Below are 25,295 nucleotides of genomic sequence, written 5' to 3' on the forward strand. Positions count from 1 at the left end.
GACACCGGCCGCGAGGGAGCCGAAGGGCGCGCCGGTGTCGAGACGGCGAACGCGCGGAGGCCCGAAGGGCTGAGCACGATCGCCGTCTCGACACCGGCTGAAAGCGCCCGTAGGCGACCGAGCCATCAAACGGAGGGCACGATGAACGGCGGCGTACTCCACGTGGTCGGCACCCGCCCCAACTTCGTCAAGGCCGCGCCGGTCGTCGCCGCCCTGAGAACGGCAGGCTGCGCCCAGATCCTCGTCCACACCGGCCAGCACTACGACGCACGAATGTCGGACATCTTCTTCCGGCAACTCGGCCTGCCCGAACCCGACACCGACCTCGGCGTCGGCTCCGGCAGCCACGCCCGCCAGACCGCCGACCTCCTGACGGCCCTGGAGGGCGAACTGACCGCCCGCGCGCCCGCCCTGGTCACGGTGTACGGCGATGTGAACTCGACGCTGGCCGCCGCCCTCGCCGCCGCCAAGCTGGGCGTCCCGGTGGCGCATGTGGAGGCCGGGCTGCGCAGCTTCGACATGACGATGCCGGAGGAGGTCAACCGGCGTCTGGTCGACCAGCTGGCCGAGCTGTTGTTCGTCACGAGCCCCGAGGCCGTCGGCCATCTCGCCCGCGAGGGGGTCGCCACGGAGCGGGTGCACTTCGTCGGCAACCCGATGATCGACACGCTGCTCACCCATCTGGACCATTTCGACCCGGTGACCGCCCGCGCCGCACACCGACTGCCCGAGCGCTACGGCGTCGTCACCCTGCACCGGCCCGCCAACGTCGACGACCCGGAGGCCGCCGCGGCCGCCGCCCGGGTCCTGGCCGAGGCCGCTCGCCATCTCGATCTGGCCGTACCGCTGCACCCGCGCGGCCGTGCGGCGCTGCGGGCGGCGGGCCTCGGGGACGCGCCCGGCGTCCATCTGCTCGACCCGCTCGGCTACGTCGAGTTCATGAGCCTCGTACGCGGAGCCGCCGCGGTGATCACCGACTCGGGCGGCGTCCAGGAGGAGACGACCGTCCTCGGCGTCCCGTGCCTGACCCTGCGCACGACGACGGAACGCCCGGTCACGGTCACCCACGGCACCAACCGGCTGGTCCGCCACGGGGAGTTGGTGCCCGCTCTGCGCAAGGTGCTGGACGGCGGGGGAGCCGCGCCGGGGGAGGGGCCACCGCTGTGGGACGGCCGGGCGGGCGGCCGGATCGCGCACGTCATCACCGGGTGGCTGGAGCGCCATGGCTGACGACATGCGGACGTACGACGACACCCGGACGTACTGGGACACCCGTCACGCCGACCACGACGACCTCGCCTCCGGCGCGCACATCGGGCTCGACCGTCCGGGCAACGAGATCTTCTACGCTCGGCGGCTCGGCACGCTGCTCTCCCTCATCGGTGACCTGTCGAGCCCCGCCGCCCCGCTGTTCGTGCTCGACGCCGGCTGCGGCAAGGGGTACTTCGCCCGTGCCCTGGCCCGTTGCGGCCATCGGGTCGACGCCTTCGACACGAGCCCGACGGCGGTCCAACACGCCCGCGCGGAGGGCGGCGGCCCGCGCTACGCCGTCGCGGCGCTCGACGAGTGGCGCAGTCCCTGGCCGTACGACATCGTGGTCTGCGTGGACGTCCTGTTCCATGTGCTGGACGACCACGAGTGGGCGGCCGGCCTGCGCAATCTGGCCTCCCTCGTCCGCGTCGCCGGCCGCCTGATCGTCACCGACGAGGACACCGCCGATCGCACTCCCCGCGGTGACTACATCGTGCACCGCCCGACCGCCGCCTACCGCGCCGAACTCGAGCCGCTCGGGCTGCGGCACGTCCTCTTCAGCCCGTACGGCTTCCGGGAGGACCGGGTCGGCTTCCACGTCTTCACGAGGACCAGCTGATGCGTCTGACCGACCTGCTCCATCCGCACCTCGACGGTGTCACGACGGTGGTGGACACGACGCGCGGGGGATTGCGCCTGGAGCCCTACCTGCATCTGCCGCCGGGTGTCGCCCTGCATTGCGACGACGAGCAAGACGAACGACCGTTCGGCGAAGGTGAGTTGGCGCTCCTCTCCTACGGCCCCGACGCCGAGCTGCACGGCAGCGAGAACGCCTGGCGCGCCGTACTGGCACGCATGCAACCCGGTGCACGCGCGCTGATCGTGTTCGGCCACCATGTGGCCGACCTCCCCCATCACCGCCTCCTCGACGCCCTGGTGGCCCACCGCTGCCAGGTCCTGCGCGCGGCACCCCTCGACTACGTCCATCTGCACGCGGGCGCGGTCGTCGCGCGCACCGACGAGCTGCTGCCTTCGCACGACTTCTTCGGCCGGTCCGTCCCGTCCGACGGGCACGCCACGGCGCTGCGGATCGCCGACGAGTACGTCTTCGCCGACCTCGCCTCCCGGTCCCTGCGCGCCCGGGTACTGGACCTGGAACGGACCGTCGAGGAGGCGGAACGCGCCCGGGGCACCGCCGGGCAGGACGGGATCGCCGACCGGCTCTCCGCCGCCGTACGGGAGAAGGAGCAGCTCGCCGCCGCGCTGCGGGCCGCCCGGGACCGGGTCGAGGTGCTGCAGGCGCGCGTGGCCATGCTGGAGGGCTCCACTTCGCTGCGGGTGGGAAAGGCGCTGGTGTCGGCCGCGCGCTCGCCGAAGCGGGGCGCGGCCCGGCTGCCGGGGGAGCTGTACGGACTGTGGCGCGGGCGGCGCCGCTCGGCCGCGCCGGCACCGCAGAGCGCGCCGAAGGACCGGGCCGAGCCGGACGTGCCCCTCGACGGCCGTTTCCACCTCGCCCATCGCGCCCTGATCGCAGCGCCCCGCGACCGCCTCGTCCTGGCCGGTGTGCTCACCCCCTCCACCGCGGAGGACTTCGCGGCGGACGTGGTCGTCAACCGGCTGCTGCCGCACGACGGGCGGCTGCTGGTGCAACGCACCGACCCTGACGTGCTCGTCGTGCAGCTGAGCGCCTGCACCGGCGACGGGCCCTGGTGGCTCACCGGCACCGGCCTCGCCCCCGACCTGGACCGCACGCTCGCCGAACTGCTCGCCGAGACAAGGGCTCTGGGCCGGTCGGCCGTGCTGTGGCGGGACGCTCCCGCCTCCGCCGCGCCCGGGCTCGCCCGGTTCGCCTGGGACGCCGTCGTCGACGCCGACACCGGCGTACGGCTCGCCCGGCTCGACCCGGCGGTGGAGGGCCGGGAGCGGCTGCGCGAGGTGTTCCGGGCGGACAGCACCCGGGTACGGCTGGCGCGGCTGGCGCGCCTTGCCGCTGCCCCGGATCCGCTGGACGAGCGGCGCGTCGCCGTGCTGGCCGCGCCCCGGGACCGCACCGACGTCGCCCGGCTCGTCGGCCAGGTGCTCGGCCAGCTGCACCGCCCGGCCGAGGTCGTCGTGCCCGATCCCACGGGACTCGACGAACTCACCGCCGCCGGAGTGCCGGTACGCCGGGGGCAGCCCCGGGCGCCCTGGGTCGCCGACTGGACGGACCTCACCGAGGACCGTCCCGACACCCTGCTGCTCGACCTGATGTGCGCCCAGGAGTACTCCGGCGCCGACGCGGTGGGCCACACGCCGACCGCCGACGACTACGTCTTCGTACCGTCGCTGCGCCCCCTGCTGGTACGCCGGTCGCTGCACCTGTCCGGTACGGCGCCGGACAGGTGGGCGGCTCAGGGGCACCGTCTGTTCGCCGTGCGCGGGAAGGAGCCGTCATGAGCCGCAATGGGGAGCCGTCATGAGCCGCACGCTGCGGGCGCTCGTCTACGGCGACGTGGACCTCAATCTCATCGACGGCTCCGCCGTGTGGGCCCAGTCGACGGTGCAGGCCCTGTCCCGGGCGGGCTGCGCGACCCGGCTCGTCCTCAAATCACCGGTCCGCACCGGCCGGTTGACCGATCCGCTGGCCGAGCTGCCCGGGGTGGCCCTGGTGTGCCCACACGAGGAGCGGCTGCTGCCGGGCCTGGCCGACCGGCCCATGTCGCCCGTGCAGGCCGCACAGGCGCTCGCCCGGCTGGACGAGGACGACCCGTGCGACCTGCTGGTGCTGCGCGGCCGGCGGCTGGTCACCCGGGTCGTGGCCGACGGCCGGTTCGACGGGCGGATCTGGGCCTATCTCACCGACATCCCGCAGTCGGCCGCCGAGATGACCGAGGCGGCCCGCGCGGACCTCACCCGCATCGCCGAGGCCGCGCACCGACTCCTGTGCCAGACCGAGGAGTTGCGCTGCTTCCTGGAGACCTGGATGCCCGAGGCGTGCGGCAAGTGCGTGCTCAGCCCGCCCGCCGTGCCCGAGCCGGGCTTCGCGCTGCCGGACCGGGACGGACCGCACGATCCGCTGCGGCTCGTCTACACCGGCAAGTTCGCACCCCGGTGGAACACCCTGCCCATGACGCGGCTGCCGGAACTCCTCGCCGAACGCGGTGTCCCCACCGAACTGCACACCGTCGGCGACAAGATCCACGACGATCCCGGCCACCCCGGCTTCCGGGCCGCCATGGCGCGGGCGCTCGCCGGCACCCCCGGCGTCCAGCACCACGGGGGACGGCCGCGCGAGGAGGCCATGCGCATCGCCGCCGACTGCGACCTGGGCCTCGGCTGGCGGGACCCGGTGCTCGACTCCAGCCTCGAACTGTCCACGAAGGTCCTGGAGTTCGGCGCCCTGGGCCTGCCCGTGGTCCTCAACCGCACCCCGGCGCACGAGGCGTTGCTCGGCACCGACTACCCGCTGTTCGTGCCGGGACGCGCCGGACTCGACGACGCCGCCGACACCGTCGCACGGGCCGTCCGCGAGCCGCAGGCGCGGCACCTCGCGGCCGCCCGCTGCCGCGAGGCCGCCCGGCGGTACACCCTGGACGGAGCGGCCGCCCGCTGGCGTGCCCAGCTCGCCAGGGCATTCCCCGCCGCGCCCCGCGAGGTGACGACCCGTCAACGCCCCCTGCGAGTGGGTGTCGCGGGGCACGACCTGAAGTTCCTCACCCGGCTGCTGGACCACTTCCGGGCGCTGCCCGGTCTCGACGTACGGGTCGACGCCTGGCCGGCGCTGGCCCGCCACGACCCGGACACGAGCCGGGAACTCGCCGACTGGGCGGACGTGGTGGTCGTCGAGTGGTGCGGCCCGGCCGCCGTCTGGTACAGCCGCCACAAGCGGCGCGGCAGCCGGCTCGTCGTCCGGCTGCACCGCTTCGAGCTGGACGCGCCCTGGCCCCGGCAGATCGACATCGACGCCGTCGACCGGGTGGTGTGCGTCAGCCCGTACTACGCCCGCCGCACCCGCGAGCACACCGGCTGGCCCGCCTCGAAGGTCGTGGTGGTCCCCAACTGGGTGGACACCGACCAGCTGGACCGGCCGAAGGCGCCGGGCGCCCACCACCGCCTCGGCATGATCGGCATCGCGCCCAGCCGCAAACGCCTCGACCTCGGCCTCGACGTCCTGGAGGCGTTGCGCGCCCGGGACCCGCGCTGGCATCTGTCGGTCAAGTCCAAGCCGCCCTGGGAGTACTGGTGGATCTGGAACAAGCCCGAGGAGCGGGCGCACTACGACGCCGTGCTGCGCCGGATGCAGACCTCGCCGCTGCTCGACGGGGCCGTCGTCTTCGACGCGTTCGGGCCGGACGTGGCGGGCTGGCTGCGGCGGGTCGGGCATGTGCTGTCCACCAGCGACGACGAGAGCTTCCACCTCGCGCCCGCCGAGGGCATGGCGTCGGGCGCCGTACCCTCGCTGCTGCCGTGGCCCGGGGCGGACGAGATCTACGACCGGCGGTGGATCCATGACAGCCCCGAGGCGATGGCGGAGGCGATCGCCTCGCTCGGGGAGGACGGCTGGCGGTCCGCCGGGGAGCTGGCCCGCACCCAGGTACGGGAGGGCTTCTCCCTGGAGCGGGTGGCCGAGGCCTGGACGGAGCTGCTCGTGTCGGGGTGATGCCCGAGTCCCCGGAGCCGCCAAGGCGTCCGGGGACCCGGGAGTTCGCGCACGATCAGCGCGGCATCAGGCCGTCACCGTCTCCGGGCGCGCGGCCTCCTTGGCCGAGCGCTCGCCGAGCTGCTCCGTCGGGATCCTGGCGGTCTCGCGGGCCGAGAGGGCGGCCACGACCGGCGGCACGCACAGGGCCGCCGTGAACAGGGCCACCGCCGACCAGTCGTCGCCGTTCGGGCCCGCGATCTGCGCGGCGAAGGTGACCGCGAAACCGGCCACGGCGAAGCCGATCTGGGTGCCGATGGCCATGCCGGACAGCCGGACCCGGGTGGAGAACATCTCGCCGTAGAAGGAGGGCCACACGCCGTTCGCGGCGCTGTAGACCACACCGAACGCGACGATGCCCAGCAGCAGGGTCAGCGGGTAGGAGCCGGTGGAGATCGACCACAGGTAGAGGAACATCATCACCGCGCTGCCCGCCGCGCCGATCAGGTACACCGGACGGCGGCCGGTGCGGTCCGACAGCGTGGCCCACAGCGGGATCGCGGCGAGGGCGACCAGGTTGGCGAGAGCACTCACCCACAGCATGGCGGACCTGCTCATCCCGACCGCGTCGCTCGTGGCGTACGACAGCGCCCACACCGTGAAGATCGTGCTGACCGAGGCGACCAGCGCACCGGCGATCACCCGCAGCACATCCGCCCAGTGCTCCCGCAGCAGCACCACGAGCGGCAGCTTGGCCACGCCCTCGGTGGCGGCCTGCTGCTCGAAGGCGGGCGTCTCGTCCAGCTTGCGGCGGATGACGAAACCGACGACGGCGACCGCCACGCTCAGCCAGAACGGCACCCGCCAGCCCCACGACATCAGCTGCGCCTCCGGCAGCGCGGCGACCGGGATGAAGACGAGGGTGGCCAGCAGCTGTCCGCCCTGGGTGCCGCTCAGCGTGAAGCTGGTGAAGAAGCCGCGCCGGTGCGGTGGCGCGTGTTCCAGGGTCATCGAGTTGGCGCTGGCCTGCTCACCGGCCGCCGAGATGCCCTGCAGCACCCGGCACAGGACCAGCAGGACGGGCGCCAGGGTGCCGACCTGGTCGCGGGTCGGCAGACAGCCGATGAGGAACGTCGACACGCCCATCAGGATCAGCGTGAAGACCATGATCTTCTTACGTCCCACCCGGTCCCCGAAGTGACCCAGGAACAGCGCGCCGATCGGCCGGGCCGCGTAGGCCACACCGAACGTGGCCAGCGACAGCAGGGTCGCGGTCGCCGGGTCGGACTCGTCGAAGAACACCTCGGGGAAGATCAGCGCGGCCGCGCTGCCGTAGATGAAGAAGTCGTAGTACTCCAGGGCGCTGCCGATCCAGGCGGCGGTGGCGGCTTTCTTCGGCTGCCCGGGCGGGGCTGCGGACGCGGGGACGGACACGGCGTGCTCCTTCGAGGGGACTCCAACGTAAGCGGAGTGAGGACGTGAGGGAGGGGGACCTGAGCGGAGGGGAGGAGCCGGATCGCGGCTAATTAACCCACTGGATAGTTAGTACGTGGTGGGTAGGGATGTTGCGCTCACGTTTCCCGGGTGTCAAGAGGTCGTGCGGAGAGAACCCCGCGAAGGCGCGGAGCGGTCCCGCGCCGCTCAGTCCGTGGCGCGGTCCGCCGTCAGGTAGGCGATCACCATGTCGCCCAGCATGTTCCGGTAGTGCTCGCGCTGCGTCGGATCCACCAGGTCGCGGCCGAACAGGGCGCCGAAGGTGTGCCGGTTGGAGACCCGGAAGAAGCAGAAGGAACTGATCATCGCGTGCAGGTCGACGGCGTCGACGTCGGCCGTGAACAGGCCGGACTTCTGCCCCGACTCCAGGATCCGGCGGATCACGTCCAGCGCCGGTGAGCCGATCTTGCCCAGCTTGGCGGAGGCGGCGATGTGCTCGGCCCCGTGGATGTTCTCGATGCTGACCAGGCGGATGAAGTCGGGGTGCTGCTCGTGGTGGTCGAAGGTCAGCTCCGCCAGGCGCCGGATGGCCGCGACCGGGTCCAGATGCTCGACGTCGAGCTGCTGCTCGGCCTTCCGGATGACTCCGTACGCCCGCTCCAGCACGGCCGTGAACAGCTGCTCCTTGCCGCCGAAGTAGTAGTAGATCATCCGCTTCGTGGTGCGGGTGCGGGCGGCGATCTCGTCGACGCGGGCGCCGTCGTAGCCGGCGCGGGCGAACTCCTGCGTCGCGACGTCGAGGATCTCGGCCTTGGTGCGGGCGGCGTCACGGATCCGTCCGCCTGTTCGTGCCGGCTCTTCGACGCTGGTCATCGGCTTCCTTCGGCGAGGGGTGAGCGCTCCCCGGTGGCCCACCCGCGTGCCGGTGATTGTAGAAGCCCGCTCGCCTCGTGTGGCGGGACGGCCCTTCCCAATCGCGGGTGCCTCCTGCTATGACTAACTCACCAGTTCGTACATTAGTGAGCCGCTCAGGAGGTCCCCGGTGGCCAAGGACGCCAAGGACTCGTATCTCGTCGGGCTGATCGGTTCCGGCATCGGCCCGTCGCTCAGCCCCGCGCTGCACGAGCGGGAGGCCGACCGGCAGGGCCTGCGCTACGTGTACCGGCTCATCGACATCGACGCGCTCGGCATCCCGCCCGAGGCGGTGGGCGACCTGGTGCGGGCCGCCGGTGACCTGGGCTTCGACGGGCTCAACATCACGCACCCGTGCAAGCAGCTCGTCATCGAGCACCTGGACGCGCTCGCCCCGCAGGCCGAGGCGCTGGGCGCGGTCAACACCGTCGTCTTCGAGGACGGCCGGGCCGTCGGCCACAACACCGACGTCACCGGCTTCGCCGCGTCCTTCGCGCGCGGGCTGCCCGACGTGCCGCTGGAGCGGGTCGTGCAGCTGGGTGCCGGGGGAGCCGGTGTGGCTGTCGCCCACGCCATGCTGACGCTGGGCGCCGAGCGGGTGACTGTCGTCGACGCGCTGAGCGAACGGGCCGCCGGTCTCGCCGGGGCGCTGAACCGGCACTTCGGTGCCGGGCGCGCTGCCGCGGCCACGCCGGATCGGTTGGCCCAGTTGCTCGGGTCGGCCGACGGCGTCGTGCATGCCACGCCGACGGGTATGGCCGCGCATCCGGGTTTGCCGTTTCCTGGGGAACTGCTTCATCCCGGGTTGTGGGTGGCCGAGGTGGTCTATCGGCCGCTGGAGACGGAGCTGCTGCGTGCCGCCCGGGCGGTTGGCTGCGCCGTCTTGGACGGGGGTGGGATGGCTGTGTTCCAGGCTGCGGACGCGTTTCGGCTGTTCACGGGGCGTGAGCCGGACAGTGTGCGGATGCTGGCGGACATTGCGGAGATGGCCGGCGTCGCGGAGAGCTCGGCGGGCAAGGCCGTCTGACGGCTGCGAGCCGTTCGTGGCTGGTCGCGCAGTTCCCCGCGCCCCTTACCGGAACTGCAGTTACCGCATTTGAAAGGAACAGGTCCCATGCGTACGTCCATCGCCACCGTCTCCCTCAGCGGATCCCTCACCGAGAAGCTGACCGCCGCCTCCCGGGCCGGGTTCGACGGCGTCGAGATCTTCGAGAACGACCTGCTGGCCAGCCCGCTGTCACCCGAAGAGATCCGCAGTCGCTGCGCCGATCTCGGCCTCACTATCGACCTCTACCAGCCCATGCGGGACATCGAGGCCGTGCCCCCCGACGAGTTTGCTCGCAACCTGCGCCGGGCCCGGCACAAGTTCGAGGTGATGCGGCGGCTCGGTGCCGACACCGTGCTCGTCTGCTCCAGCGTGCACCCCCTCGCCGTGGACGACGACGCGCTCGCCGCGTATCACCTGCGCCAACTCGCCGAACTGGCCCAGGACTTCGGCATCCGGGTGGCGTACGAGGCGCTGGCCTGGGGACGGCACGTCAACACGTACGCCCATGCCTGGCGGATCGTCGAGGCCGCCGATCATCCCGCGCTCGGCACCTGCCTGGACAGCTTCCACATCCTCTCCCGTGGGTCGGGCCCCAAGGGCATCGAGGACATCCCCGGCGAGAAGATCTTCTTCCTCCAGCTCGCCGACGCCCCGCTGCTCGCGATGGACGTCCTTCAATGGAGCCGCCACTACCGCTGCTTCCCTGGGCAGGGTGGATTCGATGTGGCGGATCTTGTATGCCGTGTGCTGCATACCGGATACAAGGGTCCGCTCTCCCTCGAGGTCTTCAACGACGTCTTCCGTCAGGCCGAGGCCGGGCCGACCGCCGTGGACGCCCACCGCTCCCTGATCGTGCTGCAGGAGACGGTCGGCCTGGCGACCCCGCCCGCACCCGTCGTCCCCACCGGCGTCGCCTTCGCCGAACTGGTCACGCCCGACGCCGCACCGATCTCGGCGCTGCTCGGTGCCCTGGGCTTCACCCGTACCGCGAGGCACCGCAGCAAGCCGGTCGATCTCTGGCAACAGGGCGAGGCCCGTGTCCTGGTCAACACCGCGGGCGCCGCACGCCGTGACGGCACCGGGCTCGCCGCCATCGGCCTGGAGTCACCGGACCCGGCCGCGGCCGCCCGCCGCGCCGAGGCGCTCCTCGCGCCCGTCCTGCCCCGCCGCCGCGCCCTGGAGGACGCCCCCCTCGACGCGGTCGCGGCACCCGACGGCACCGAACTCTTCTTCTGTGCGACGGACCGGCCCGAACTGCCCAACTGGCGCGCCGACTTCGCGGACGTAGGGCCCGAGGCCGGCACCGCGGGCGTGCACCGCATCGACCATCTCGCCCTCACCCAGCCCTGGCACCACTACGACGAGGCGACCCTCTTCCACCGCAGCGTCCTCGGCCTGAACGCCCAGGAGAGCGTCGACGTCGCCGACCCGTACGGCCTGATGCGCAGCCGCGCCGTCACCAACGCCGACGGCAGCGTGCGGATCGCCCTGAGCGTCGGCGCCGCGCCCACGGACGACACGGTGCACGCCCAGCACATCGCGCTGGCCACGGACGACGTGGTCGCCGTGGCCCGCCGCTTCCGGGCGGCGGGCGGGCGTCTGCTGCCGATCCCGGCCAACTACTACGACGACCTGGCGGCCCGGTACGAGTTCGCGGACGGCGAGCTGGAGACGTATCGCGAGCTGGGCATCCTCTACGACCGTGACACGTACGGCGAGTTCCGGCACTGCTACACCGTGACCGTCGGCCGCGTCTTCTTCGAACTCGTGCAGCGGGACGGCTACCGGGGTTACGGCGCCCCGAACGCGCCGGTGCGGCTGGCGGCGCAGCACCTGGCGCACTGACCTACTGGCGGTTGACGGTCCGGGTCACACCGGCGATGACCGTCGTGGCCAGGATCCATCCGGTGAGGATGAGGAGGTACGACAGCCACTGCTGCCCGTCCTGCGGGGCGAACGCCGTCTCCTGGCCGAAGGAGATCACCGGCAGCAGCAGGTCGAGCGTGTAGAACACCGGGTTGAAGTCGGGTGCCTCGTCCGCTTTCAGCGCCGGGGGCGTGTGGAGCGCGAAGGTGACCGAGCCGACGGCGAGCAGTGACAGCAGCCAGCCCAGGGCACGCATCGGTCGGAAGCCGTAGCCGACCGTGGCGTCCTGGACGTGGCCCCACAGACGGCCGTACCAGGGCAGGGTGGCGTGGTGGCGGCGCTGCTTGGCGAGCTGGACGAGGCGGGCGGCGTGGTCGTCGCCGGTCCGCCGGTAGGCGGCGGTCAACTGCTCGTATCCGTGCGGGTCGAACGTGTCGTCGTCCCGGTTCAGCATGGGCAGCCGGCGCTCGGGCGGCACATGCGGGGTCAGGGAGGTGTACGTGAGGTCGAGGATGCGCACCTGGTCCGGCAGCATCTCCGGCTCCAGGTTGAGGTGCTCGATCTGCGAGCGGCGCAGGTTGAGCATGCCCTCGATCGGCGGGCCCTTGCGCAGCCACACCTCGCCGATGACACAGCTGCTCGCCCGCATCGCGGTGCCGCCGGGGTTGGCCAGCCTGCTGTACAGCAGGTCGAGCCGGCCGGGTATGCGGGCGCCGCGCAGGTCGATGCGGCCGTGCGCGCGCAGCCGTCGGGCGAGCACGTTGGCGCCCACGTCGAGGGCCTCGGCGTCGATGACGTTGCCGCCGGGGTTGTGCAGCTGTGCGTCCTCCAGGTCGAGCGAGCCCGCCACGGTGGCGCCGTCCAGCCGGATCCGGCCCTGCGCGCGCAGGTGATGGGCGCACACGTCGTCGTCGACGGACACCTGGTTGAGCTGGAGGGCGGCCTGCACGGCGTCGCCCACGGTGATGTGCGCCTGATCGATGAAGAGAGCGCCCGCGATCTGCGCCCCGTCGACACGCACGACCCCGTCGAAGCGGCAGCGCGTCAGCCGCAGGCTGCCGTCGATCCGGGAGCGCGTCATCGAGAGGCCGGGCAGCTCGGAGTCCCGCAGGCTGACGTAGCGCAGCTGGGCACCGACGAAGTCCGGGGCCTTCTCGAACCGGCAGTGGGTGAGGTGCAGGACGCTGTCGACCGTCGCGTACCGCAGGTCCAGGAGCCCGGTGATGCGTGCGCCTCTGACCTTCAGGGCCGCGATCTCCCCGGGTTCCCGCGGGCCGTCCAGCAGCAATGCCCGCAACACCCCGGCGCGGAGGGTGCGTTCGGGTGCTCCTTCCGGCTGGGTTCCCTCACGGAAGTCCACCTCCGCGCCCTTGGCGAATGCCTGCCACACCCGCAGCTCGGCCGGCGTCAGATCGTTGATCTCCATCAGCCGGGACTCTGACGCCGGCCGCCGAGCATGTCAACTCGCGGCGGGAGGCCTGGCGTTCCAGTCCGATATCACCGGCCGGCCGTGCTCCGTCGACAGCCGGCTCACCGTGCCCGTCGCCAGTTGGAACAGCCGCCCGTCCGACGGGGCCAGCCCCAGCCGGCGGGCCGTCACGACCCGCAGGAAGTGGCCGTGCGCCACGAGGATCACGTCGCCGTCGGGGAGCGCCGCCTCCACCCGGGCCAGCACCCGGTCGGCTCGCGCCCCCACCTTGGCCGGTGACTCACCGGGGTGCCCGTCCGGGCCGGGCGGCACTCCGTCGGTCCACAGGTACCAGTCGGGGCGGGTGCGGTGGATCTCGGCGGTGGTGACGCCCTCGTAGCCGCCGTAGTCCCACTCGTGCAGGTCGGGGTCCGGTACGGCCCCCGCCACGCCCGCCAGTTCGGCGGTGCGGACGGCGCGGCGCAGCGGGCTGGTGAGCGCCAGGGAGAAGGTCCGCCCGGACAGGAGCGGGGCGAGGGACTTGGCCTGTTCCTCGCCGTCCTGGGTGAGGGGCAGATCGGTGAAGCCGGTGTGCTGTCCCGATCTGCTCCACTCCGTCTCACCGTGGCGGACCAGCAGAAGATCCCCCACGGCCCGCTACTCCTTCGACTCGACGGCGTGCCCGCCGAACTGGTTGCGCAGCGCCGCGATCATCTTCATCTGCGGGGAGTCGTCCTGGCGGGACGCGAACCGGGCGAACAACGACGCCGTGATCGCCGGGAGCGGCACCGCGTGGTCGATGGCCGCCTCGACGGTCCAGCGGCCCTCGCCGGAGTCCTCCGCGTAGCCGCGCAGCTTCCGCAGGTGCTCGTCCTCGTCGAGGGCGTTCACCGCGAGGTCCAGCAGCCAGGAGCGGATGACGGTGCCCTCCTGCCAGGAGCGGAAGACCTCGCGGACGTTGTCCACCGAGCTGACCTTCTCCAGCAGCTCCCAGCCCTCGGCGTAGGCCTGCATCATGGCGTACTCGATGCCGTTGTGGACCATCTTGGAGAAGTGCCCGGCGCCGACCCGGCCGGCGTGGACATAGCCGTACGGGCCCTCCGGCTTGAGCGCCTCGAAGATCGGCTTCAGCCGCTCCACGTGCTCCTTGTCGCCGCCGACCATCAGCGCGTAGCCGTTCTGCAGGCCCCACACGCCGCCGGAGACGCCCGCGTCGACGAAGCCGATGCCCTTGATGCCGAGTTCGGCGGCGTGCTTCTCGTCGTCCGTCCAGCGGGAGTTGCCGCCGTCGACCACCGTGTCACCGGGGGAGAGCAGGTCCTTGAGCTCGTCGATGACGGTCTGGGTGGCGGTGCCGGCCGGGACCATCACCCAGACCGTGCGCGGCGCGTCGAGCTTGTGGATCAGTTCTTCCAGGCTCTTGACGTCGGAGACCTCGGGGTTGCGGTCGTAGCCGATGACGGTGTGGCCGGCGCGGCGGATCCGCTCGCGCATGTTGCCGCCCATCTTGCCGAGGCCGATCAAACCGAGCTGCATGTCACTTCACTTCCTTGAGTTCACGGTAGGCGGCCACGAGAGCGGCGGTGGAGGCATCGAGACCGGGCACGTCGGCGCCCTGGGTCAGTGCGGGCTCGACGCGCTTGGCGAGGACCTTGCCGAGCTCGACGCCCCACTGGTCGAAGGAGTCGATGTTCCACACGGCGCCCTGGACGAAGACCTTGTGCTCGTAGAGGGCGACGAGCTGGCCGAGGACCGACGGGGTCAGCTCGGGGGCGAGGATCGTGGTGGTCGGGTGGTTGCCCTGGAAGGTGCGGTGCGGCACCTGCTCCTCGGGCACGCCCTCCGCGCGCACCTCGTCGGCGGTCTTGCCGAAGGCGAGCGCCTGACCCTGGGCGAAGAGGTTCGCCATCAACAGGTCGTGCTGCGCCTTGAGGTCGTCGCTCAGCTCGGCGACGGGGCGGGCGAAGCCGATCAGGTCGGCCGGGATGAGCCGGGTGCCCTGGTGGATCAGCTGGTAGTAGGCGTGCTGCCCGTTGGTGCCGGGCGTGCCCCACACCACCGGGCCGGTCTCCCAGCCGACGGTGTGGCCGTCGCGGTCCACCGACTTGCCGTTGGACTCCATGTCCAGCTGCTGCAGATACGCCGTGAACTTCGACAGGTAGTGCGAGTACGGCAGCACCGCATGGGACTCGGCGCCGCAGAAATTGCCGTACCAGATGCCCAACAGGCCCAGGATCAGCGGGGCGTTGGCCTCGGCGGGCGCACTCTTGAAGTGCTCGTCGACGATGCGGAAGCCGTCGAGCATCTCCCGGAAACGCTCCGGGCCGATGGCGATCATCAGCGACAGGCCGATCGCCGAGTCGTACGAGTACCGCCCGCCGACCCAGTCCCAGAACTCGAACATGTTGTCCGGGTCGATACCGAAGTCCGTCACCTTCTCGGCGTTCGTCGACAGCGCGACGAAGTGCCGGGCGACCGCCTTGTCGTCGCCGCCCAGCCCCGCCAGCAGCCAGGAACGCGCCGAGGTGGCGTTGGTGATCGTCTCGATCGTGGTGAACGTCTTGGACGCGACGATGAACAGCGTCTCCGCCGGGTCCAGGTCCCGCACCGCCTCGTGGAGGTCGGCGCCGTCGACATTGGACACGAACCGGAACGTCAACTCCCGTGCGGTGAACGGGCGCAGGGCCTCGTACGCCATGGCCGGACCGAGGTCGGAGCCGCCGATGCCGATGTTGACGACATTGCGGATACGGCGGCCGGTGTGGCCGGTCCACTCGCCGGAGCGGACGCGCTCGGCGAACGCGCTCATCTTGTCCAGCACCGCGTGCACCTTGGGCACCACGTTCTCGCCGTCGACCTCGATCACCGCGTCGGCCGGGGCGCGCAGCGCGGTGTGCAGCACCGCCCGGTCCTCGGTGACGTTGATCTTCTCGCCGCGGAACATGGCGTCACGCAGCCCGAACACGTCGGTGGCGGCGGCCAGTTCCTGCAGCAGGGCGAGCGTCTCGTCGGTGACGAGGTGCTTGGAGTAGTCGATGCGCAGGTCACCGACGCGCACGACGTACCGCTGCGCGCGTGAGGGGTCGGCCGCGAACAGCTCACGCAGCCTGGGGCGGTGCAGCACGTCCGCGCGGTGGTCCTCCAGGGCCGCCCACTCGGGGCGCCGGGTCAGCTTGGGCGTCTCAGACATGAGAGGGCGTCTCCTTGGGAGCCTCGCCGCGCAGGGCGACGGCGTACATCTCGTCCGCGTCGAGGCGCCTGAGCTCCTCGGCGATGAGTTCGGAGGTGGTGCGGACCTTCAGCGCGAGGGTGCGGGACGGCTGGCCCGGCAGGGACAGCGTGGCCAGCGGGCCCTCCGGACGGTCGATGACGATCTCGCCGTTCTCGGTGCCCAGGCGCACGCCGGTGACGACCGGTCCGGCGGTGACGACCCGCTCGGCGGTGACATGGAGGCGTGCCTCCAGCCAGCGGGCCAGCAGCTCGGCCGCCGGGTTGTCGGCCTCGGCCTCCACGGCCGCCGAGACGATCGGCACCCGCGCCTGGTCCAGCGCCGCGGCCAGCATCGAGCGCCACGGGGTGAGCCGGGTCCAGGCGAGGTCGGTGTCGCCGGGCGCGTAGGAGCGGGCGCGGAGCTCCAGGTCGGCCAGCGGGGTCTCGGTGGTGTACAGGTCGGTGATCCGGCGCTGCGCCAGTGCGCCCAGCGGGTCCTTCGACGGGTTCTCCGGCGCGTCCACCGGCCACCAGACCACGACGGGGGCGTCCGGCAGCAGCAGCGGCAGCACGACCGAGTCGGCGTGGTCGGACACCTCGCCGTACATGCGCAGCACTACCGTCTCGCCGGTGCCGGCGTCGGCGCCCACGCGGACCTCGGCGTCGAGGTGGGAGCGGGTGCGGTCGCGCGGGGTGCGGGCGTGCCGCTTGATGACGACCAGGGTGCGCGAGGGGTGCTCGTGCGAGGCCTCCTCGGCCGCCTTGATCGAGTCGTAGGCGTTCTCCTCGTCCGTGACGATGACCATCGTCAGGACCATGCCCACGGCCGGTGTGCCGATCGCGCGGCGGCCCTGCACCAGCGCCTTGTTGATCTTGCTTGCCGTGGTGTCGGTCAGGTCGATCTTCATGGCCTGCGCCAGCTCCGTCCGTCTCGTGCGAGCATCTCGTCGGCTTCCTCGGGTCCCCAGCTCCCGGACGCGTACTGCGCCGGCTTGCCGTGCGTGTCCCAGTACTCCTCGATCGGGTCGAGGATCTTCCAGGACTCTTCCACTTCCTGGTGACGGGGGAACAGATTGGCGTCGCCGAGGAGGACATCCAGGATGAGCCGCTCGTACGCCTCCGGGCTGGACTCCGTGAACGACTCGCCGTACGCGAAGTCCATCGTCACGTCCCGGATCTCCATCGAGGTGCCCGGCACCTTGGAGCCGAACCGGACCGTCACGCCCTCGTCGGGCTGGACGCGGATGACGATCGCGTTCTGGCCGAGTTCCTCGGTGGCGGTGGAGTCGAACGGGGAGTGCGGCGCCCGCTGGAAGACCACGGCGATCTCCGTCACCCGCCGCCCGAGCCGCTTGCCGGTGCGCAGGTAGAACGGCACGCCCGCCCAGCGCCGGTTGTCGACGTTCAGCTTGATGGCGGCGTAGGTGTCGGTCTTCGACTTCGGGTCGATGCCGTCCTCCTGCAGGTACCCGAGGACCTGCTCACCGCCCTGCCACCCGGCCGCGTACTGCCCGCGCACGGTGTGCTCGCCGAGGTCCTCCGGCAGCTTCACCGCCTTGAGCACCTTCAGCTTCTCCATCAGCAGCGACGCGGCGTCGAAGGACGCCGGCTCCTCCATGGCGGTCAGCGCCATCAGCTGGAGCAGGTGGTTCTGGATGACGTCACGGGCGGAGCCGATGCCGTCGTAGTAGCCGGCCCGGCCGCCGATGCCGATGTCCTCGGCCATCGTGATCTGTACGTGGTCGACATACGACCGGTTCCAGATCGGCTCGAACATCTGGTTGGCGAACCGCAGCGCCAGGATGTTCTGGACGGTCTCCTTGCCCAGGTAGTGGTCGATACGGAAGACCTGCTCCGGATCGAACACGTCGTGCACGATCTCGTTCAGCTCACGGGCGCTCGCGAGGTCGCGCCCGAACGGCTTCTCGATGACCGCCCGCCGCCAGGACCCCTCGGGGGCGTCCGCCAGGCCGTGCTCCTTGAGCTGCTGGACGACCTTCGGGAAGAACTTCGGCGGTACGGAGAGGTAGAAGGCGTAGTTGCCGCTCGTACCGCGCGCCGTGTCCAGCTCGTCGACCGTCTGGCGCAGCTGCTTGAACGCCTCGTCGTCGTCGAAGTCGCCCGGGATGAACCGCATGCCCTCGGCGAGCTGCTGCCAGACCTCCTCGCGGAACTCCGTACGGGCGTGCTCGCGCACCGAGTCGTGCACGACCTGCGCGAAGTCCTGGTCCGCCCAGTCCCGGCGGGCGAACCCGACGAGCGAGAAGCCCGGCGGCAGCATGCCGCGGTTGGCGAGGTCGTACACGGCCGGCATCAGCTTCTTGCGGGACAGATCGCCGGTGACGCCGAAGATGACGAGGCCGGACGGGCCCGCGATCCGGGGGAGACGGCGGTCGCGGGGGTCGCGCAGGGGGTTGTCCCAGCCCCGGTCCCGGTCGGAGTAGGTCATGCTGCGTCAGCTCCCTTGCTGCTGAGGGACTTCTTCACGGCGTTCAACAGGTCCTGCCACGCCACCTCGAACTTGGCGACGCCCTCGTCCTCCAGTCGGGTGACTACCTCGTCGTACGAGATCCCCAGTGCCTCTACGGCGGCCAGGTCGGCGCGGGACTGGGCGTAGCCGCCGGTCACCGTGTCGCCGGTGATCTCGCCGTGGTCGGCGGTGGCGTCGAGCGTGGCCTCCGGCATGGTGTTCACGGTGCCGGGAGCGACCAGCTCGTCGACGTACAGGGTGTCCTTGTAGGCGGGGTCCTTGACACCGGTGGAGGCCCACAGCGGGCGCTGCTTGTTCGCCTTCGCCCCGGCGAGGGCGGTCCAACGGTCACCGGCGAAGACCTCCTCGTACGCCTCGTAGGCAAGGCGGGCGTTGGCGAGCGCCGCGCGCCCCTTGAGCGCGAGGGCCTCGTCCGTGCCGAGCGCCGTCAGCCGCTTGTCGATCTCGGTGTCGACGCGGGAGACGAAGAAGGAGGCCACGGAGTGGACGGCGGACAGGTCCAGGCCCTTCGCGGCGGCCCTCTCCAGACCGGCCAGGTAGGCGTCCATGACCTCGCGGTAGCGCTCCAGGGAGAAGATCAGCGTGACGTTGACGCTGATGCCCTGGGCGATGACCTCGGTGATGGCGGGCAGACCGGCCTTGGTCGCCGGGATCTTGATCATCACGTTGGGGCGGTCGACCAGCCAGGCGAGCTGCTTGGCCTCGGCGATGGTGGCCGCCGTGTGGTGGGCGAGGCGCGGGTCGACCTCGATGGAGACGCGGCCGTCCCGGCCGTCCGTCGCGTCGTACACGGGCCGCAGGATGTCGGCGGCGGCACGGACGTCGGCGGTGGTCATCATCCGCACGGCCTCGTCGACCGTGACGCCCCGCACCGCGAGGTCGGCGAGCTGCTCCTCGTAGCCCTCGCCGGAGCCGATGGCGGCCTGGAAGATGGACGGGTTGGTGGTGACGCCCACGACGTTCTTGTTCTCGACCAGTTCGGCGAGGTTGCCCGACTCGATCCGCTTGCGCGACAGGTCGTCCAGCCAGATGGAGACGCCTTCGTCGGAGAGGCGCTTGAGGCTGCCCGCGGTGGCGGTTGCTTCGGTGGTCACTGTGATCATCTTCTTTCTGGCGGCAGGATCAACCACGCGCGGCGGCCAGCGATTCCCTGGCTGCGGCGGCGACGTTCTCGGGGGTGAAGCCGTACTCGGCGAACAGGGTCTTGGCGTCGGCGGAGGCGCCGAAGTGCTCCAGGGAGACGATGCGTCCGGCGTCGCCCACGAACCGGTACCAGGTGAGCCCGATCCCGGCCTCGACCGCGACCCGCGCCTTCACGGCCGGCGGCAGGACGCTCTCGCGGTACTCGCGCGGCTGCTGCTCGAACCACTCCACGGACGGCATCGACACGACCCGCGTGCCGATCCCCTCCGCCTCCAGCTGCTCCCGCGCGGCGACGGCGAGCTGGACCTCGGAGCCGGTGGCGATGAGGACCACGTCCGGAATCTCCGTCGAGGACTGGCGAAGGACGTAACCGCCCTTCGCCGCCTCGGGGTTGGGTGCGTACGTCGGCACGCCCTGGCGGGTGAGCGCGAGGCCGTGCGGGGCCGGGTCGGTGGCGTGCCGGCGCAGGATCTCGGCCCAGGCGATCGCGGTCTCGTTGGCGTCGGCCGGGCGGACGATGTTCAGGCCCGGGATGGCCCGCAGCGAGGCCAGGTGCTCGACCGGCTGGTGGGTGGGGCCGTCCTCGCCGAGGCCGATGGAGTCGTGCGTCCACACGTACGTCACCGGCAGCTGCATCAGCGCGGACATGCGGACGGCGTTGCGCATGTAGTCGGAGAACACCAGGAACGTGCCGCCGTAGACACGGGTGTTGCCGTGCAGGGCGATGCCGTTCATCTCGGCGGCCATCGAGAACTCGCGGATGCCGAAGTGGATGGTCCGGCCGTACGGGTCGGCCTCGGGCAGTGGGTTGCCCTTCGGCAGGAACGAACTCGTCTTGTCGATGGTGGTGTTGTTCGACCCGGCGAGGTCGGCGGAACCGCCCCACAGCTCGGGGATGACGGCACCCAGCGCCTGGAGCACCTTGCCCGAGGCGGCGCGGGTGGCGACCGCCTTGCCCTCCTCGAAGACCGGGACCGAGGACTCCCAGCCCTCGGGCAGCCGGCCGGCGACGATCCGGTCGAACAGGTCGGCCCGCTCGGAGTTGGCGCCGCGCCACTTGTCGAGCTGCTTGTCCCAGGCAGCGTGCGCCTCGGCGCCCCGGTCGAGGGCCCGGCGGGTGTGGGCGAGGACCTCGTCGGCGACCTCGAAGGACTGCTCGGGGTCGAAGCCGAGGATGCGCTTGGTGGCGGCGATCTCCTCGGCACCGAGGGCGGATCCGTGGGAGGCCTCGGTGTTCTGCGCGTTCGGGGCGGGCCAGGCGATGATCGTGCGCATCGCGATGATCGAGGGGCGCTCGGTCTCGGCCTGCGCCGCCTTGAGCGCCGCGTACAGCGCGTGGACGTCGATGTCCCCGCCCAGGGCGGGCTCGACCCGCTGCACGTGCCAGCCGTACGCCTCGTACCGCTTGAGCACGTCCTCGGAGAACGCCGTCGCCGTGTCGCCCTCGATGGAGATGTGGTTGTCGTCGTACAGGAAGACCAGGTTGCCGAGCTTCTGGTGGCCGGCCAGCGAGGACGCCTCGGCCGAGACGCCCTCCTCCAGGTCGCCGTCGGAGACGATCGCCCAGATGGTGTGGTCGAACGGGGACTCGCCCCGCGGAGCCTCCGGGTCGAACAGGCCGCGCTCGTAGCGGGCGGCCATCGCCATGCCGACCGCGTTGGCGACACCCTGGCCGAGCGGTCCGGTCGTGGTCTCGACGCCGGCGGTGTGGCCGTACTCGGGGTGACCCGGCGTCTTCGAACCGTGCGTCCGGAACGCCTTGAGGTCGTCGAGCTCCAGCTCGTACCCGGCGAGGAAGAGCTGGGTGTAGAGCGTGAGCGAGGTGTGGCCGGGGGAGAGAACGAAACGGTCCCGCCCGGTCCACTCAGGGTCGGCGGGATCGTGACGCATCACCTTCTGAAAGATCGTGTACGCGGCCGGCGCCAGGCTCATCGCCGTGCCCGGGTGGCCGTTCCCGACCTTCTGCACGGCATCGGCCGCCAAGAGGCGGGCGGTGTCGACGGCACGCCGGTCCAAGTCGGTCCATTCGAAGCTGTCCGGTGTCTGCGTGCTCATCTTCAAAAAGTCCTCGTTCGGAGCGAAGCGGCTGGTCCAACGCATTCAAAAGTAAAAGTCTGACTTTTACGAGGGAAGGTCGGCGTGTGTCAGGCTGTGGTGAAAGTGGGACACCGCGCGGAGTGCTGCGCACGGCTGAGCGGGGGCGGTACTCGAGTGAGACGGCACGAGACGGACATCGTGGATACAAGGGGCGAAGGCGGCGCCGAGGGGATCAGAACCTTTCCCTTCCCCGTCGAGCTGAGCGTCGGCGGCGTCGGCATGCAGGTCGGGCCGATGGGCACCGAGCACACCTGGCACCCGGACAGCGCGCCGCTGGAGCGCGTGCACCGCATCGACTTCCACATCGTGATGCTCTTCAGCGAGGGTCCCGTACGTCACATGATCGACTTCGCCGAGTACGAGGCGCAGGCCGGCGACCTGTTGTGGATCCGCCCCGGCCAGGTCCACCGCTTCTCGGGGACAGGCGGGTACCGAGGCACGGTCCTGACCATGCAGCCCGGCTTCCTGCCCCGCGCGACGGTCGAGGCGACGGGCCTGTACCGCTATGACCTCCCGCCTCTGCTCCACCCCGACGAGGCCCAGCTCAGCGCCCTGCGGTCGGCCCTCGCCCAGCTCCAACACGAGTACGAGGACACGGCGACGCTGCCGCTGAGCCTGCACACGGCGGTGCTGCGGCACTCGCTGACGGCGTTCCTGCTGCGCCTCGCCCACCTCGCCGCGAGCTCGGCGGAGGCCGCGCGCGGGCAGGCCGACACGACGTTCACCCTCTTCCGGGATGCGGTGGAGAAGGGGTTCGCGACGAATCACAGTGTCAGTGCCTATGCCGACCAGCTCGGTTACTCACGCCGGACTCTTGTGCGGGCGGTTCGTGCGGCGACGGGGCAGACGCCGAAGGGGTTCATCGACCGGCGGGTGATTTTGGAGGCCAAGCGGTTGCTTGCTCATACGGACATGCCGATTGGGCGGGTGGGGGCGGCGGTTGGGTTTCCGGACGCGGCGAATTTCTCCAAGTTCTTCCATCAGCACACGGAGGTGACGCCGGCGGCGTTCCGTGCGGAGCTGCGTTGATCGGGCGCCTTCGAGGGTGCCGCGCCGGGTCGTTCGGCGTCTGCGGGTGCGTCGTGGCTTGTCGCGCAGTTCCCCGTGCCCCTAGGGGGTTGCCGAACCGCGTGTTTCGTACATCCGCACCGCTACGATCACGCCCGAGGTCGCCGTCAGCGCTGCCACTGTCCAGATCGCCGTCGTCAGACCGTACGCGTCGGCCAGCACCCCTGCCAGCAACGCCCCCACCGCGAACCCTCCGTCCCGCCACAGGCGGTACACGCCGACCGCGCGCGCCCGCCATGCGGGGTGGGCCACATCGCCGATGACGGCGAGCAAGGTCGGGTACACCAGCGCGGTGCCGACGCCCAGTAGGACCTGCGCGGCCGCCCACACGGCGAACGTCGTTCCCTCGGCGACGAGACCGATCGCCGCCGCCTGCAGCAGCATGCCCGCGGTGATGAGGGCTTTGCGGCCGATGTGGTCCGACCACCAGCCGGTGACCAGTTGCCCCGCACCCCAGACCGCCGGGTAGAGCGCGGCCAGCACACCGATCTCCGCGACCGACAGGCCGTGCGCGGCGAACAGCAGCGGGAAGAGGCCCCAGGCGAGGGCGTCGTTGAGGTTGTTGACGAGGCCTGCCTGGCTGGCCGCCGACAGGGCCCGGTCGGTGAGGCTCGTCCGGCGCGCGATCTGAGCGGTCGTCAACTCACGTTCGGCTGCTGCCTGTACGGGGTGCAGTGCGGCCTCGGCGCGGGCGTGTTCGCGGGTCTCGTGGACGGCGAACACGGACAGGCCGAGGGCCACGACGAGATACGCGGCGCCGAGCAGGAAGGGCTCGGGGCGCAGGCCGGCGTGTTCGGCGATGGCGCCCGTGGCCATCGCGGTGGCGGCCACCGCGCCGTACCCGGCGGCCTCGTTCAGGCCCATCGCGAGGCCCCGCCGCTCCGGACCCGCCAGGTCGATCTTCATGATGACGGTCGTGGACCAGGTCAGGCCCTGGTTGACGCCCAGCAGGACATTGGCGGCGACGATCCAGCCCCAGGACGGACCCCATGCCAGCATCGCGGGCACGGGCAGCGCGATCAGCCACCCGGCGATCAGCACCGGCCTGCGGCCGTACCGGTCGGAGAGGGTGCCCGCGAAGAAGTTGGTCACCGCCTTCGTCGCGCCGAACGCCAGGATGTAGGTGAGGGCGGCGGTGTAGGCGGACAGGTGGAAGACGTCGTCGGCGAGCAGCGGCAGTACGGTGCGCTCCTGGCCGAGCATGCCGCCGACCAGGGCGTTGACGAGGACGAGCAGGCTGAACTGGGCGAGATTGGCGCGCAGTCCGAGCCGTACGGCGCCGGCCTCGGTGTGCGTGGTCACGCGCCCTCCTGGAGCGGGCGGCCGGTGACCTCGGCCCAGTCGGCCGGGCCGCCCGCGAGGACGGCGAGGCCCTCGTGCCCGGCGCGTTGCAGCAGACTCGCGGCCGTCATGGCGCGCTCACCGTGCCCGCAGTGCACGAGCGCACCCGGCGGCGCCTCGTCCGCACGGGCGGCCAGATCGCCGAGTTCGATGGCGACCGCGCCCGGGATGTGCCCGGACTCCCACTCGGACCGCTGGCGGACGTCGAGGACGGGACGGTCGCCCACGTCGGCGGCGGCGACGACCTCGACGGTCACCCGCTCGCCACCGTCGGCCGTCCAGGCGTCCATCGTCAGATGCCCGCACAGTCGCTCGTAGCCGATCTTCAGGGCCTGCCAGGTGAGTTCGGCGAGATCCTGGCCGGGCTCGGTGACGAAGACGAGGGAGCTGTCGTCGGGCAGCAGCCAGCCCAGCCAGGAGGCGAACGCGTCGCGCAGCCGGATGGAGACGGCGCCGGGAACGTGCCCCTCGGCGAAGTCCCGCACCCCGCGTACGTCGACGATCTGCGCGCCCTGGCCGAGCAGTTCCCGTACGGCGGCCGGGGACAGCGCCGGAAGCGAGGGCTCGGCGGGGAGCGGCGCGGGGCCACGCCGGTTGATCTCCGCCAGCCGCTCGAAGTACGCGGGGTAGGAGCCGAGGCTGCCGAGCAGTTCCCGTACGAAACTGTCCTCGTCCGACGCGGCCAGCAGGGCGTTGGCCCGCTTCTGGGCGCCGATGGTCGTGGTGCGCTCGGCGCCCGGCGGGGCGGAGCAGAAGGAACCGGCGCCGTGCGTGGGCCATACGGCCGTCACGTCCGGGAGCCGGGCCAGGCGCCGTAGGGACCGGTACTGGGCGCGGGCCAGCTCCTCGGCGCGGGCGGGGCCGAGGAGGTCGGTGCGGGCGGCGGAGCCGACGATCAGCGAGCCGCCGGTGAAGACGCCCACCTCCCGTGCGCCGTCGAGGAGGAGGAAGGACAGGTGTTCGTCGGTGTGGCCGGGGTGGCCAGCGTGCGCAGGGTCAGCCCGCCCAGGTCCACCTCGTCTCCGTCGGCCAGCCCGCGGTGGTCGAAGGTGCGCCGCCCGGCGGCGGAGGCCAGCACCGTCGCGCCGTCGTCGGCGGCGAGCTGAGTTGCGCCGGTGACGAAGTCGGCGTGCAGGTGTGTGTCGGCGGCGAAGGCGACGGTCAGCCCGCGTCGCCCGGCCGCCGTACGCAGGGCGCGCAGATCGCGGCTCGCGTCCACGGCCAGGGCGCGGCCGTCACCGAGGTCGACGAGGTAGGCACTGTTGCCGAGACCGGTGTCGACCAGCGGAACCAGATGATCGTCGGCGAAGCCCACGGGATCCTCCAGATGCCACGGTACGGGCCGGGCGCCCCGCACGCCCACATCCTCATTCCCGTTGCTTACAATATTCCATGGAATGATGGAGGA

20 protein-coding genes are annotated in these 25,295 nt (G+C 71.5%); 7 read left to right on the forward strand and 13 right to left on the reverse strand.

Annotated features, from left to right (window positions below):
* Window positions 1-141 precede the first annotated feature (141 nt).
* Genes wecB through ACQEV2_RS35615 form a run of 4 tightly spaced genes read left to right on the forward strand, consistent with a single transcriptional unit; the run spans window position 142 to window position 5,890 of the window.
* A complete protein-coding gene (gene wecB / locus ACQEV2_RS35600) occupies window positions 142-1,230 on the forward strand; it encodes a non-hydrolyzing UDP-N-acetylglucosamine 2-epimerase (RefSeq protein ID WP_433051109.1) in 1,089 nt (362 codons plus the stop codon).
* A complete protein-coding gene (locus ACQEV2_RS35605; RefSeq protein WP_433051112.1) occupies window positions 1,223-1,870 on the forward strand; it encodes a class I SAM-dependent methyltransferase in 648 nt (215 codons plus the stop codon). Before wecB ends, ACQEV2_RS35605 begins: the two co-directional genes overlap by 8 nt.
* Window positions 1,870-3,687, forward strand: coding sequence for a hypothetical protein (locus tag ACQEV2_RS35610; protein ID WP_433051115.1), 1,818 nt, complete (start codon window positions 1,870-1,872; stop codon window positions 3,685-3,687). The genes ACQEV2_RS35605 and ACQEV2_RS35610 overlap by 1 nt, the downstream gene beginning before the upstream one ends.
* Window positions 3,688-3,706: 19 nt before the next feature.
* The gene (locus ACQEV2_RS35615; protein WP_433051118.1) at window positions 3,707-5,890 is read left to right on the forward strand and encodes a glycosyltransferase; all 2,184 of its coding nucleotides are present in this window, start codon (window positions 3,707-3,709) and stop codon (window positions 5,888-5,890) included.
* A gap of 66 nt (window positions 5,891-5,956) precedes the next feature.
* Here ACQEV2_RS35615 and ACQEV2_RS35620 read toward each other — a convergent pair whose 3' ends face one another.
* Window positions 5,957-7,303: an MFS transporter gene (locus ACQEV2_RS35620; RefSeq protein WP_433051121.1), complete on the reverse strand. Its 1,347-nt coding sequence runs from the start codon at window positions 7,301-7,303 to the stop codon at window positions 5,957-5,959.
* Window positions 7,304-7,510: 207 nt separating this feature from the next.
* Complete coding sequence (locus ACQEV2_RS35625) at window positions 7,511-8,176, reverse strand: TetR/AcrR family transcriptional regulator (protein ID WP_433051124.1); 666 nt, start codon at window positions 8,174-8,176, stop codon at window positions 7,511-7,513.
* Between the two features lie 169 nt (window positions 8,177-8,345).
* Here ACQEV2_RS35625 and ACQEV2_RS35630 point away from each other — a divergent pair, with 169 nt between their 5' ends.
* Together ACQEV2_RS35630 and ACQEV2_RS35635 are read left to right on the forward strand one after the other, a co-directional pair.
* A complete protein-coding gene (locus ACQEV2_RS35630; RefSeq protein WP_433051127.1) occupies window positions 8,346-9,242 on the forward strand; it encodes a shikimate dehydrogenase in 897 nt (298 codons plus the stop codon).
* A gap of 87 nt (window positions 9,243-9,329) precedes the next feature.
* A complete protein-coding gene (locus ACQEV2_RS35635; RefSeq protein ID WP_433051130.1) occupies window positions 9,330-11,108 on the forward strand; it encodes a bifunctional sugar phosphate isomerase/epimerase/4-hydroxyphenylpyruvate dioxygenase family protein in 1,779 nt (592 codons plus the stop codon).
* Between the two features lies 1 nt (window position 11,109).
* Here the strand turns inward: ACQEV2_RS35635 and ACQEV2_RS35640 are convergent, their stop codons facing one another.
* The 8 genes from ACQEV2_RS35640 to tkt are packed head-to-tail and all read right to left on the reverse strand — an operon-like array spanning window position 11,110 to window position 21,436.
* Window positions 11,110-12,555 (reverse strand): membrane-associated oxidoreductase, encoded by a 1,446-nt coding sequence (locus tag ACQEV2_RS35640; protein WP_433051133.1) that lies wholly within the window; start codon window positions 12,553-12,555, stop codon window positions 11,110-11,112.
* 33 nt (window positions 12,556-12,588) lie between these two features.
* Window positions 12,589-13,188, reverse strand: a complete 600-nt coding sequence (locus ACQEV2_RS35645; RefSeq protein WP_433051136.1) for a histidine phosphatase family protein — start codon at window positions 13,186-13,188, stop codon at window positions 12,589-12,591.
* 6 nt (window positions 13,189-13,194) lie between these two features.
* Window positions 13,195-14,073 carry a phosphogluconate dehydrogenase (NAD(+)-dependent, decarboxylating) gene (gene gnd / locus ACQEV2_RS35650; protein ID WP_433051139.1) on the reverse strand — a complete coding sequence of 293 codons (879 nt, stop codon included), beginning with the start codon at window positions 14,071-14,073 and terminating at the stop codon, window positions 13,195-13,197.
* 1 nt (window position 14,074) lies between these two features.
* Window positions 14,075-15,727, reverse strand: a complete 1,653-nt coding sequence (pgi, locus tag ACQEV2_RS35655) for a glucose-6-phosphate isomerase (protein ID WP_433051142.1) — start codon at window positions 15,725-15,727, stop codon at window positions 14,075-14,077.
* A complete protein-coding gene (gene opcA, locus ACQEV2_RS35660) occupies window positions 15,720-16,655 on the reverse strand; it encodes a glucose-6-phosphate dehydrogenase assembly protein OpcA (RefSeq protein WP_433051144.1) in 936 nt (311 codons plus the stop codon). Before opcA ends, pgi begins: the two co-directional genes overlap by 8 nt.
* Entirely contained in the window at window positions 16,652-18,196 is a 1,545-nt protein-coding gene (gene zwf, locus ACQEV2_RS35665; RefSeq protein WP_433051146.1) for a glucose-6-phosphate dehydrogenase, read from the reverse strand. The genes opcA and zwf overlap by 4 nt, the downstream gene beginning before the upstream one ends.
* On the reverse strand, window positions 18,193-19,341 hold the full coding sequence (gene tal / locus ACQEV2_RS35670) for a transaldolase (RefSeq protein ID WP_433051149.1): 1,149 nt from the start codon (window positions 19,339-19,341) through the stop codon (window positions 18,193-18,195). Before tal ends, zwf begins: the two co-directional genes overlap by 4 nt.
* 19 nt (window positions 19,342-19,360) lie before the next feature.
* Entirely contained in the window at window positions 19,361-21,436 is a 2,076-nt protein-coding gene (tkt, locus tag ACQEV2_RS35675; protein WP_433051152.1) for a transketolase, read from the reverse strand.
* A 180-nt stretch (window positions 21,437-21,616) separates the two neighbouring features.
* Here tkt and ACQEV2_RS35680 point away from each other — a divergent pair, with 180 nt between their 5' ends.
* Window positions 21,617-22,507, forward strand: a complete 891-nt coding sequence (locus ACQEV2_RS35680) for a helix-turn-helix domain-containing protein (RefSeq protein ID WP_433051155.1) — start codon at window positions 21,617-21,619, stop codon at window positions 22,505-22,507.
* Window positions 22,508-22,588: 81 nt separating this feature from the next.
* On the opposite strand, the gene ACQEV2_RS35685 is transcribed toward ACQEV2_RS35680, so the two are convergent.
* The 3 genes from ACQEV2_RS35685 to ACQEV2_RS35695 are packed head-to-tail and all read right to left on the reverse strand — an operon-like array spanning window position 22,589 to window position 25,244.
* A complete protein-coding gene (locus tag ACQEV2_RS35685) occupies window positions 22,589-23,848 on the reverse strand; it encodes an MFS transporter (RefSeq protein WP_433051158.1) in 1,260 nt (419 codons plus the stop codon).
* Entirely contained in the window at window positions 23,845-24,810 is a 966-nt protein-coding gene (locus ACQEV2_RS35690) for a rhodanese-like domain-containing protein (RefSeq protein ID WP_433051161.1), read from the reverse strand. Before ACQEV2_RS35690 ends, ACQEV2_RS35685 begins: the two co-directional genes overlap by 4 nt.
* Entirely contained in the window at window positions 24,783-25,244 is a 462-nt protein-coding gene (locus tag ACQEV2_RS35695) for a hypothetical protein (protein WP_433051164.1), read from the reverse strand. The genes ACQEV2_RS35690 and ACQEV2_RS35695 overlap by 28 nt, the downstream gene beginning before the upstream one ends.
* Window positions 25,245-25,295 lie beyond the last annotated feature (51 nt).

Origin of the sequence: Streptomyces sp. CA-251387 (assembly GCF_050936625.1) — a bacterium.
In the GTDB taxonomy this organism is placed as follows: domain Bacteria; phylum Actinomycetota; class Actinomycetes; order Streptomycetales; family Streptomycetaceae; genus Streptomyces.

Bases quoted from the DNA above. Each gene is read 5' to 3' on its own strand.
- ACQEV2_RS35640 (WP_433051133.1), bottom strand. From the start codon at position 12,555: ATGGAGATCAACGATCTGACGCCGGCCGAGCTGCGGGTGTGGCAGGCA.
- ACQEV2_RS35615 (WP_433051118.1), top strand. From the start codon at position 3,707: ATGAGCCGCACGCTGCGGGCGCTCGTCTACGGCGACGTGGACCTCAAT.
- ACQEV2_RS35625 (WP_433051124.1), bottom strand. From the start codon at position 8,176: ATGACCAGCGTCGAAGAGCCGGCACGAACAGGCGGACGGATCCGTGAC.
- ACQEV2_RS35635 (WP_433051130.1), top strand. From the start codon at position 9,330: ATGCGTACGTCCATCGCCACCGTCTCCCTCAGCGGATCCCTCACCGAG.
- tkt (WP_433051152.1), bottom strand. From the start codon at position 21,436: ATGAGCACGCAGACACCGGACAGCTTCGAATGGACCGACTTGGACCGG.
- zwf (WP_433051146.1), bottom strand. From the start codon at position 18,196: ATGACCTACTCCGACCGGGACCGGGGCTGGGACAACCCCCTGCGCGAC.
- ACQEV2_RS35605 (WP_433051112.1), top strand. From the start codon at position 1,223: ATGGCTGACGACATGCGGACGTACGACGACACCCGGACGTACTGGGAC.
- ACQEV2_RS35610 (WP_433051115.1), top strand. From the start codon at position 1,870: ATGCGTCTGACCGACCTGCTCCATCCGCACCTCGACGGTGTCACGACG.
- pgi (WP_433051142.1), bottom strand. From the start codon at position 15,727: ATGTCTGAGACGCCCAAGCTGACCCGGCGCCCCGAGTGGGCGGCCCTG.
- tal (WP_433051149.1), bottom strand. From the start codon at position 19,341: ATGATCACAGTGACCACCGAAGCAACCGCCACCGCGGGCAGCCTCAAG.
- gnd (WP_433051139.1), bottom strand. From the start codon at position 14,073: ATGCAGCTCGGTTTGATCGGCCTCGGCAAGATGGGCGGCAACATGCGC.
- wecB (WP_433051109.1), top strand. From the start codon at position 142: ATGAACGGCGGCGTACTCCACGTGGTCGGCACCCGCCCCAACTTCGTC.
- opcA (WP_433051144.1), bottom strand. From the start codon at position 16,655: ATGAAGATCGACCTGACCGACACCACGGCAAGCAAGATCAACAAGGCG.